8 protein-coding genes and 1 pseudogene are annotated in these 7,074 nt (G+C 70.6%); 4 read left to right on the top strand and 5 right to left on the bottom strand.

Annotated features, from left to right (window positions below; genetic code table 11):
• Nucleotides 1–203: 203 nt before the first annotated feature.
• Both ACFCZF_RS40485 and ACFCZF_RS40490 read right to left on the bottom strand, forming a co-directional pair.
• Nucleotides 204–368 (bottom strand): hypothetical protein, encoded by a 165-nt coding sequence (locus tag ACFCZF_RS40485; RefSeq protein ID WP_375910497.1) that lies wholly within the window; start codon nucleotides 366–368, stop codon nucleotides 204–206.
• Nucleotides 369–416: 48 nt separating this feature from the next.
• On the bottom strand, nucleotides 417–773 hold the full coding sequence (locus tag ACFCZF_RS40490) for a PRC-barrel domain-containing protein (RefSeq protein WP_375910498.1): 357 nt from the start codon (nucleotides 771–773) through the stop codon (nucleotides 417–419).
• A 177-nt stretch (nucleotides 774–950) separates the two neighbouring features.
• Here ACFCZF_RS40490 and ACFCZF_RS40495 point away from each other — a divergent pair, with 177 nt between their 5' ends.
• From ACFCZF_RS40495 to ACFCZF_RS40505, 3 genes are all read left to right on the top strand, one after another.
• Nucleotides 951–1,304: an STAS domain-containing protein gene (locus ACFCZF_RS40495; protein WP_376675929.1), complete on the top strand. Its 354-nt coding sequence runs from the start codon at nucleotides 951–953 to the stop codon at nucleotides 1,302–1,304.
• Nucleotides 1,301–2,230: an anti-sigma factor RsbA family regulatory protein gene (locus ACFCZF_RS40500; RefSeq protein ID WP_376675930.1), complete on the top strand. Its 930-nt coding sequence runs from the start codon at nucleotides 1,301–1,303 to the stop codon at nucleotides 2,228–2,230. The genes ACFCZF_RS40495 and ACFCZF_RS40500 overlap by 4 nt, the downstream gene beginning before the upstream one ends.
• Before the next feature lie 131 nt (nucleotides 2,231–2,361).
• Nucleotides 2,362–3,207 carry an RNA polymerase sigma factor SigF gene (locus tag ACFCZF_RS40505; protein ID WP_376675931.1) on the top strand — a complete coding sequence of 282 codons (846 nt, stop codon included), beginning with the start codon at nucleotides 2,362–2,364 and terminating at the stop codon, nucleotides 3,205–3,207.
• An 8-nt stretch (nucleotides 3,208–3,215) separates the two neighbouring features.
• Here ACFCZF_RS40505 and ACFCZF_RS40510 read toward each other — a convergent pair whose 3' ends face one another.
• Entirely contained in the window at nucleotides 3,216–4,343 is a 1,128-nt protein-coding gene (locus tag ACFCZF_RS40510; RefSeq protein ID WP_376675932.1) for a Ku protein, read from the bottom strand.
• Nucleotides 4,344–4,573: 230 nt separating this feature from the next.
• Here ACFCZF_RS40510 and ACFCZF_RS40515 point away from each other — a divergent pair, with 230 nt between their 5' ends.
• Complete coding sequence (locus tag ACFCZF_RS40515; protein WP_376675933.1) at nucleotides 4,574–5,695, top strand: lipid II:glycine glycyltransferase FemX; 1,122 nt, start codon at nucleotides 4,574–4,576, stop codon at nucleotides 5,693–5,695.
• Between the two features lie 55 nt (nucleotides 5,696–5,750).
• On the opposite strand, the gene ACFCZF_RS40520 is transcribed toward ACFCZF_RS40515, so the two are convergent.
• Both ACFCZF_RS40520 and ACFCZF_RS40525 read right to left on the bottom strand, forming a co-directional pair.
• A complete protein-coding gene (locus ACFCZF_RS40520) occupies nucleotides 5,751–6,491 on the bottom strand; it encodes a class I SAM-dependent DNA methyltransferase (protein ID WP_376675934.1) in 741 nt (246 codons plus the stop codon).
• A gap of 20 nt (nucleotides 6,492–6,511) precedes the next feature.
• Nucleotides 6,512–6,982: pseudogene (locus tag ACFCZF_RS40525) on the bottom strand (cytosine permease); the annotation flags it as partial.
• Nucleotides 6,983–7,074: the final 92 nt, after the last annotated feature.

A 7,074-nucleotide genomic window follows, 5' to 3' on the forward strand; every position in this document is an offset into this window, starting at 1 on the left:
CTCCATCACTACAATCACCACCGCCCCCACACCGCAACCGGCGGCAAACCACCCGTCACCAGGTTGACCAACGTCCCTGGGCAGTACACCTAGCCGGGGCATGGCCCTGGTGGCACGGGGGGGGGCCGATCGTGCCGGCGACGGCGCGGTCGGCCCCCGGTGTGTGCTCGCCCGGTGTGCTGTTCAGCGTGCGGGTGTGCCGTTCAGCGTGCGGGCCGTCCCCGGCGTCCGATGAGTACCCCGGCGAGGACCAGGTCGGCGACCAGGACCACGGCGCCGATGACGAAGAGGTAGAACAGCCCCTCGGCGGCCAGCCCGATCACGCCCAGGACGAGCGCCACCAGCAACAGCAGGAGGAACAGGCTCAAGGTCGTCTCCCCTCGAAGAGGCTCGTCGTACGGTTCGGCTCGGACGGTTCAGCGTCGGCCGAGCCGGCGCTCGCCGCGGCTGCCCTGCTCGTAGGGCAGGTGGTAGTGGGCGAAGACGGCGCCCTCGTCCTCGGCCGCGAGTTCACCGTCCGGGTCGATCCCGGGTGCGTCCTTGACCAGGTTCTTGTCGTAGCCCACCTTCAGGTAGCCCGGCCCGACGGTGGCCTTGTCCACCGGGACGAACACCAGACGCCGGCGGGTCGGCAGACCGATCATCACCGCGGCGAACGCGGGCCGGTCGGTGGCGGTGTCGAAGTAGATGGACTCGAGAGTCCCGATCTTGCGGCCGTCGCCGTCGACGACGTCATGTCCACGCCAGTCACGAATGTTATCTGCTTCAAACATCAGTCTTCCCTTCCGAGGACGCACGCTCACTGAACTGTCTTGTTCCCCGCTTCGTGTCCCCCTCGCATGTTCTGTCCCCACACCGGCGTACGGCATCTGGTCGCGATAGGCTGCCTGGCCGGACGAGGGCCCGCGGTGCCGACGGACACCCGGGCGAATTCCCGAAGGAGATCGAGTGTGGATGCCGCAGGCCCCACGGGCGGACCGTCCCGGGTGCGGAGCGGGGCCGTGCTGGAGGTCGGCCCGCTGCCCGGCCGTCCCGGCCTCCGGGCCAGCGGAGAGATCAGCGTGACCACCCGCCCGTCCTGGGAGAAGGCCCTCACGGAACTGTCCAGGCAGCACACGGACGTGTCCTACGTGGAACTGTCCGGCGTGCGGTTCGTCGACGTGGCCGGGGTCGCGGCGCTCGCCGTCACCGCCATGAACCTGCCCGGCGGGCGGGTCGTGGTGGAACAGCCTCCGCCGCAACTGCCCCGAGTCCTGGAGCTGTTCTGGCCGTCCCTGCACCGGATCGAGGTGGCGCCGCGATGAGCACGGTGATCCACGACGAGGCCTTCGCGCATCCGGCGCTGTTCTACCGCTCGGAGCGCGAGTACGCCGACCGGACGGTGACGTTCGTACGGGAGGGACTGGCCGCGGGCGAACCCGTGGCGGTGGCCGTGCCCGCCCCCAACCTGGAGCTGATCAGGCAGGGGCTGGGAACGGACGCGCGGGACGTCTCCTTCCTGGACATGACGCAGGCCGGGCGCAATCCGGGGCGGATCATCCCCGGGGTGCTCAGGGCGTTCGCCGACGCGCACGCGCACGAACGGGTGCGCATCATCGGCGAGCCCGTCTGGGCCGGGCGCAGCGCGACGGAGTACCCGGCGTGCGCCCAGCACGAAGCATTGATCAACGCGGCCTTCGCGGGCCGTTCCGCGACGATCCTGTGCCCGTACGACGAGACCGGGCTGGACGCGGACGTCCTGGCCGACGCCTTCGTCACCCATCCGACGGTCATCGCCGGAGGCAGTGAGCGGGCCAGCGGGGCCTACGACTGGCCTGCGGTCGTCGCCCGCTACAACGAGCCGCTGGGTCCCGCGCCGGACGCCGACGTCCTCGCCTTCGGTGCCGGGGAGCTGCCCGAGGTGCGGCGCTTCGTCGTCGGCCGGGCCGCGTCGCTCGGGCTGACCGAGCAACGCCTGCAGGACGCGGAGTTGGCGGTGGCGGAGCTCACCACCAACAGCGTGGTCCACGGCGGCGGTCACGGGACGCTGGCGATCTGGTCCGAGGCGGGGCAGGTGGTGTGCGAGGTCCGCGACACGGGGCGCCTCACGGATCCGCTCGCCGGCCGCCGGCCCCCGGAGCACGGGCAGATCGGCGGCCGTGGCCTGCTCCTCGTCCACTACGTCGCGGATCTGGTGCGGGTGCACACGTCGGACGACGGCACCACCGTGCGCTTCTACCTCGGCGTCTGAAACGGTGTCGGAAACCTTCGCCGCCACGCCGATCGCGGAAGCATGTGTGGGCGGCTTGACCCGGGGTAGGCGCTCTGTCGTCGGCCGACAAGCTGACAGCGACGGGGGCCGATCGACCGGGAGGGCACATCATGGCGACGACGACCGCACAGATCACCGAGCACACCACCACGGGCATGCCGGAGGTAGCGGACCCGTCCAAGGTGGCGCCCAAGGACGCGCGGGAGTTGTCGAAGCTGTTCTTCAAGCAGCTCACGGTGCTCGAAGAGGGCACGCCCGAATACCAGTACGCGCGCAACACGCTGATCGAGATGAACATGTCCCTGGTCCGCTTCGCGGCCGGCCGGTTCCGCAGCCGTGGCCAGGAGGAGATGGAGGACATCGTCCAGGTCGGCATGATCGGCCTGATCAAGGCGATCGACCGGTTCGAGCTGACCCGTGAGGTCGAGTTCACCTCCTTCGCCGTGCCGTACATCGTCGGCGAGATCAAGCGGTTCTTCCGTGACACCTCGTGGGCCGTGCACGTGCCCCGGCGGCTCCAGGAGGCCCGTGTCCAGCTGGCCCGGGCCACCGAGGAGCTGCGCAGCCGTCTGGGCCGCAACCCCACCACCAAGGAACTGTCCGAGCTGATGAGCCTCCCGGAGGACGAGGTCGTCGAGGCCCGCCTGGCGGCCAACGGCTACAACTCCGCCTCCCTGGACGCGGCCATCAACGGCAGCGAGGACGGCGAATCGGCGCTGGCCGACTTCATCGGCGCGGACGACTCGGCGCTGGCGCTCGTGGACGACTTCCACGCCCTGGCCCCGATGATCGCCGAGCTGGACGAACGCGACCGGCAGATCATCCACTGGAGGTTCGTCGAGGAGCTCACCCAGAAGGACATCGGTGAACGACTCGGGGTCTCGCAGATGCATGTGTCCCGTCTGATCTCGCGCCTGCTGGCCCGTCTGCGGGAAGGCATGCTCAGCACCCACTGAGCGGCCTCTCAGGCGGCGGCCGTCTTCTTCTTCCGGCCGCCGCCGGCACCGGTGAGGGCGTCGATGAGCTGTTCGCGGCTCATCTTCGACCGTCCAGCGATGTCCTGGTCGGTCGCCCGCTGGTAGAGCTCCGCCTTGCTCAGCTCCCGCAGCTCGCCCCGCTTGGCCGGCGCCTTGCGGGAGGGGGCGGTGGCCTTCTTCCGTCCCTCGGTGGTCCGTCCCTCGGTGGACTTCCGCGTCTCGGTGGACTTCCGCGCCTCGGTGGACTTCCGACCCTCGGTGGCCTTCGTCCGCGGTGCCGAGGGCCGCTTGCCTCCGGCGCCCTTCGCCTTCGCGGGTGCCTGGCTGCCGCCGGTGCCCTTCGCCTGCTCCAGGCTGCCCTGCAGGACCTCCATCAGATCGACGACGTTGGTGGCCCGGGGCGCCTCCTCGGCGACGGCGACCTCCTTGCCCTCGGCCTTGGCCCGGACCAGCTCGCGGACCTTCTCCTGGTAGGTGTCGTGGTAGCGGGCGGGGTCCCAGGGGCCGCTGAGGGCGTCGACGAGGCGCATCGCCATGTCCAGCTCCTTGCCCCGTCCCGCCCTGCCCTGCGGCAGCTCGGGCAACTCCTCGACCGGGTCGCGGACCTCGTCGGCCCAGTGCAGCGTCTGGAGCATCAGGACCTCGTCCTCGGCGCGGAGCGCGGTCAGGTACTGCCGGTTGCGCATGACGAAGGTGGCGACGCCGACCTTGCCGGCCTCGGCGAGGGCGGTGCGGAGCAGCTCGTAGACCTTGAGGTACTCCTCGCCGCGCGGGGCGACGTAGTAGGTGCGGCCGAAGTAGACCGGTGCGATGCGGTCGAGGTCGACGAAGTCGGTGATCTCCAGCGTCTGGGAGCGGCCCGGCGCGATCTCGTCCAGTTCCTCCGGCTCGACGACGACGTACTCGCCCTCGCCGACCTCGTAGCCCTTGACGATGTCACCGGGGCCGACCTCCTTGCCGGTGCGCTCGTTGACCCGCCGGTTGCGGATCCGGTCCGAGGTGCCGCGCTGCAGCTGATGGAAGTGGACCGTGTGGTCCTGGGTCGCCGTGAACAGCCCGACGGGCACCGAGACCAGCCCGAACGTGATCACACCTGTCCAGATCGCCCGCGCCATGGCCGTCCGCTCCGTCCGTCCTGCCCGCACCGCCCAACCCGTCCACGCTGACACCCCGTGCGCGATCGTGCGCGCCGGACGGCGCACACGGGTCAACGGCCGGGTGACAGCGCGCGCATCGGCCCCAGTCGGTATTCCCTGTGAGGTGCGGGACGGCAACCGCACTCCGCGACATCGCCGTCTCCCCGTCGAACGAAGACGAACAACGTCGATCAAAGGGACCCCGACCCATGAGCTGTCACCTGAAGGCGATCACCCGCGAGGAGCATCTGCGCTTCGTCGAGTCCCGGCCTTCCGTGAGTCACCTGCAGACGCCCTCGTGGGGCGATGTGAAACCAGACTGGCGGGCGGAGAGCCTGGGCTGGTTCGACGAGGGCGGTGAGCTCGTGGGCGCGGGGCTGGTGCTGCTGCGGCCGTTGCCGAGGCTGAAGCGGTATCTGGCCTATCTGCCCGAGGGCCCGGTCATCGACTGGGACGCGGCGGATCTGGAGCGGTGGCTGGAGCCGATGCTCGCGTACCTGAAGAAGCGGGGCGTCTTCTCGGTGCGGATGGGGCCGCCCGTGGTGGCCCGGCGCTGGAGTGCCGAGGCGGTCAAGGCCGCGATCGCCGACCCGGGGGCCCGGCGGCTGGGGGACGTGGAGGCCACCGTGCGCGAGCCCGGGGCCGACGGCGTCGCCGAGCGGCTGCGCCGGATGGGCTGGCGGCGGACCGCGTCGGGCGGCGAGGACGGCTTCGCCGCGGGCCAGCCGCGCTACGTGTGCCAGGTACCGCTCGCCGGGCGGTCACTGGAGCAGCTCCAGAACGGCTTCAACCAGCAGTGGCGCCGCAACATCAAGAAGTCCGAGAAGGCCGGCGTCAAAGTCGTCCGGGGCGACCACGAGGACCTCCCGGCCTTCTACGAGCTCTACGTCGAGACCGCCGAACGGGACCGGTTCGTCCCGCGCCCCCTCACCTACTTCCAGCGGATGTGGACCGCGCTGACGGCCGAGGACCCGGACCGCATGCGCCTCTACCTCGCCCATCACGACGGGGAGGTGCTCGCCGGTGCCACGATGCTGACCGTCGGCGAGCACGTCTGGTACTCCTACGGTGCTTCCACGAGCCGCCGGCGCGAGGTGCAGCCCAACAACGCGCTCCAGTGGCGGATGATGTGCGACGCCCATGAACTCGGCGCGGCCGTCTACGACTTCCGCGGCATCACCGACACCCTGGACGAGGACGACCACCTGCTGGGACTGCTCCGGTTCAAGGTCGGAGCGGGCGGTGAGGCCGTGGAGTACCTCGGCGAGTGGGACTATCCGCTCAACAAGGTGCTGCACAAGGCCCTGAACCTGTACATGGCGCGGCGCTGAGCCGTACCGAAGCGGCCCGGACCAGACCGGCCCGAACCGGCCCGGACCCGGCCGGTCACTCGGCGGGCTTCTCCCAGACCGACACGTGGCCGCGGCTCTCGTGGGTGAACGGCTCGCGGGTCCAGCCCTCCCACCGGTCGCGCAGCCGCAGTCCGGCGAGCCGGGCCATCAGGTCGAGTTCGGAGGGCCACACGTACCGGAAGGGGTAGTGCTCGTACTCGGGGCGTCCGTCCACGATGGTGACGTAGTTCGAACTCAACGCCTGAGTCGCGGTGTCGTAGGTGTCGAACGCCCACCCGCTCGGGCCGATGCGGAACGGCACGGCGGTCTGTCCCGGGGGCAGCAGGCGCAGCTCCGGCACGCCCACCTCGATGACGAAGCAGCCGCCGGGCTCCAGGTGGGCGGCGGCGTTGCGGAAGCAGTCGACCTGGGCGTCCTGCGTCGTCAAATTGTTGATGGTGTTGAAGACGAGGTAGGCGACCGTGAAGGTGCCCGGTATCCGGGTCGTCGCGAAGTCGCCGATGGTCACCCCGACGGCGTCGCCGCCCGGCTTGGCACTCAGCCGGGAGGTCATGGCCCGGGACATGTCGATGCCGTGCACCGGGACTCCGCGGCCCGCCAGGGGCAGCGCGATCCGGCCGGTGCCGACGCCGAACTCCAGTGCCCGGCCGGCGCCCGCCAGTTCGGTCAGCAGATCGACGGCGGGATTCACCGCCTCGGGTGCGAACCTGTCCGCCGCCGACTCGTCGTAGTGCGCGGCGACGCTTTCTCCGAAGTAGCCGTCCTCATCAGACATGCGAGGGACCGTACCGCTCGTCAGGCCGCCGGCGCCCGTGATTTTCCGCCGCGCGCCAGGACCGCGTACAGCAGCGAGGCGACGACGACGCCCGCCGGCAGGGCGAGGTCCAGGCCGCCCAGGGCGTGTGCGATCGGCCCGGTGTAGAGGGTGTTGACGCTCAGGGCGGCCACGGTGACGCCTCCGGCGAGAGCCAGCGCGCCCGCCGGGTTGACTCCGGCGGTGTACCAGAAGGCGCTGCCGGGCGTCTCGTCCATCAGGGCCCGGCCGTCGTAGCGGTTGCGGCGCAGCACGACGTCCGTGGCGTAGACGGCCATGGCGGGGCCGAGGAGGACGACGGTGAGCTGGAGGACGTTGCTGACGGTGTCGAGGAAGTCGGAGGCGAGGAGCCCGTACAGGGTGAGGGCGACGGCCGCGGTGCCGTCGGCGAGCACGCTGAGGGAGCGGCGGATGCGGATGCCGACGGCCTGGAGGGCGAGGCCCGCGCTGTAGACACCTCACGTTGCTATGCCGTCAAGTCGGTCGGCCGCGAGGCCGGGGGCCTTCGAACAGTTCTGACCGGGCTTGGAGAGAATCCCGGCAT

The sequence above is a fragment of the Streptomyces sp. NPDC056296 genome (assembly GCF_042268605.1).
Lineage (GTDB): Bacteria > Actinomycetota > Actinomycetes > Streptomycetales > Streptomycetaceae > Streptomyces.

What these genes read in the sequence shown, in the direction of transcription:
- ACFCZF_RS40490 (WP_375910498.1), bottom strand. Translation starts at nt 773, where the DNA reads ATGTTTGAAGCAGATAACATTCGTGACTGGCGTGGACATGACGTCGTC.
- ACFCZF_RS40500 (WP_376675930.1), top strand. Translation starts at nt 1,301, where the DNA reads ATGAGCACGGTGATCCACGACGAGGCCTTCGCGCATCCGGCGCTGTTC.
- ACFCZF_RS40505 (WP_376675931.1), top strand. Translation starts at nt 2,362, where the DNA reads ATGGCGACGACGACCGCACAGATCACCGAGCACACCACCACGGGCATG.
- ACFCZF_RS40510 (WP_376675932.1), bottom strand. Translation starts at nt 4,343, where the DNA reads ATGGCGCGGGCGATCTGGACAGGTGTGATCACGTTCGGGCTGGTCTCG.
- ACFCZF_RS40515 (WP_376675933.1), top strand. Translation starts at nt 4,574, where the DNA reads ATGAGCTGTCACCTGAAGGCGATCACCCGCGAGGAGCATCTGCGCTTC.
- ACFCZF_RS40520 (WP_376675934.1), bottom strand. Translation starts at nt 6,491, where the DNA reads ATGTCTGATGAGGACGGCTACTTCGGAGAAAGCGTCGCCGCGCACTAC.